This window comes from Moorena sp. SIO3H5, assembly GCF_010692395.1.
In the GTDB taxonomy this organism is placed as follows: Bacteria; Cyanobacteriota; Cyanobacteriia; order Cyanobacteriales; family Coleofasciculaceae; genus Moorena.
The window spans coordinates 1-1736 of record NZ_JAAHHS010000725.1 but is presented as its reverse complement, the minus strand read 5'-3'; the positions used below and the strand labels follow the sequence as shown (position 1 = coordinate 1736).

Sequence of the window (1736 nt, the reverse complement as noted above, 5' to 3'; positions counted from 1 at the left end):
TGTTTGCCAGAGACGATATGAACAGTTCAACGATGTTGTCCGGCCACCTTGCCGAAACCCAGGCACGGGCGCAAGTGAACGAGAGTGAGTATCTAATAGCGGCTCAGGACACGACATACTACAATTACACGGGGCAACCCCAGATGACGGGGTTGGGGAGAATTCAGGGCAAGGTTCGCGGGCTGATGCAGCACAACGTGTTTCTGCTCGACGAGCAGGGTCAGCCGCTTGGGTTGGTTGACCAACAGTACTGGACGCGAGAGGGGGCAATCGATTGGCCATCAGACCAAAAAGAATCTCAGAAGTGGTTCAATGGGCTGGATGCGGTCAACCAGCACGCCCAAGGGTCGAATAAACGATGGGTCGTCACCTGTGATCGTGAAGGCGATATCTTTGAGTTCTTCAAAGCCTCCCGTGAGCCAAATGTAGACTTGCTCGTACGGGTTTATCAACCGCGTCGAGTCGAAGTGGTTACGGCTGGGACGGTTTTCCCCTTGCCCGATGTTGCCGCGCAGCTTGAGGAGTACGGTCAGTATACAATCCAGATTGAGCGGCAGATTGACGGCAAGCGACGAGCGGTCAATGTGACTCTGCAATTGCAAGGCGCAACCGTCCACATCTACCCCCGCAAGAACTTGAGTGCAGCGCTCCACAAGACGCAGGAACTGTCGCTGGTGGTCGCGACCGAAGTCGCTTGTGTAGAGGTTAAAACGGGTGATGACTGCTTCGATGCAGACAATGCCCTCTGTTGGTCTCTGCTCACCAGTCTAGCGATTGAAACCGCAGAGGATGTGCAGCGCATCCTTCGCTTCTATGCCCTGCGTTGGCGCATTGAACGACTGCACTTCACCCTCAAGTCAGGGGCATTGAATGTTGAGAAGCTACAGTTTGACGACGTGCATACCTTAGTCAACGCCTTGAGCTTTTACTCTGTGGTCGCTTGGCACCTTCTGGGACTGACCTACGCCTTGCGCCAAAACCCTGAACAGCCCGCACAGAATATGTTTGAAGCAGATGAATTGCAGCTATTGCATCAGCTATCGGGCCAACCCGTTGACTCCCTTCGGCAAGCGACGCTAGCGTTAGCGAAGTTGGTTGGCTTTGCCCCCTCTAAGACGCAACCGCTGCCAGGGGTCAAAGTATTGGCTGCTGCGCTTGAACGGTTCTGCTTTGCAAAACAAGGCGCTGCGGCTGTTTCAAAACCACTACAGGATTAGCTGATGGGAGAGGCCCTGGATGTGATCTACCAGATTCAAGATGAATACTCCCGGGTTGCTGCTCTGATTGCACTGGCCACGGTCTTTCCGGAGCTGATGGGAGAGGCCCTGGACGTAATCCGCCAGATTCGATCTGAATCTTCTCGGGTCAGAGCACTTAAGGATCTGATCTCAGTTTTACCGCTAGAACTGATGGGAGAGGCCCTGGAACTCATTCGAGTAATTCAAAAAGAATCCTTCCGAGCCATAGCTCTGGGGGAGCTGATCTCGGTCTTACCGCTAGAACTGATGGGAGAGGCCCTAGCACTTATCCGAGCGATTCAAGATGAATCATCCCGGGCCAGAGTGCTGAGAGGGTTGGCTCGAGTCTTACCACCAGATCTGATGGGAGAATCCCTAGCACTCATCCGAACCATTCAAGATGAATCATCCCGGGCCAGAGTGCTGAGAGAGCTGGCCCGATTCTTACCTCCAAATCTAATGAGAGAAGCCCTAGAACTCACCCGAACAATTCAAGAA

The 1736-nt window shown here is 53.5% G+C and carries 1 protein-coding gene and 1 pseudogene; both read left to right on the top strand.

The features are described from left to right. Positions 1-1217: IS4 family transposase (locus tag F6K52_RS35965; protein ID WP_293089953.1), on the top strand; the 1217-nt coding region annotated here is incomplete at its 5' end. A 3-nt stretch (positions 1218-1220) separates the two neighbouring features. Beyond that, positions 1221-1736: pseudogene (locus tag F6K52_RS35960) on the top strand (hypothetical protein); the annotation flags it as partial.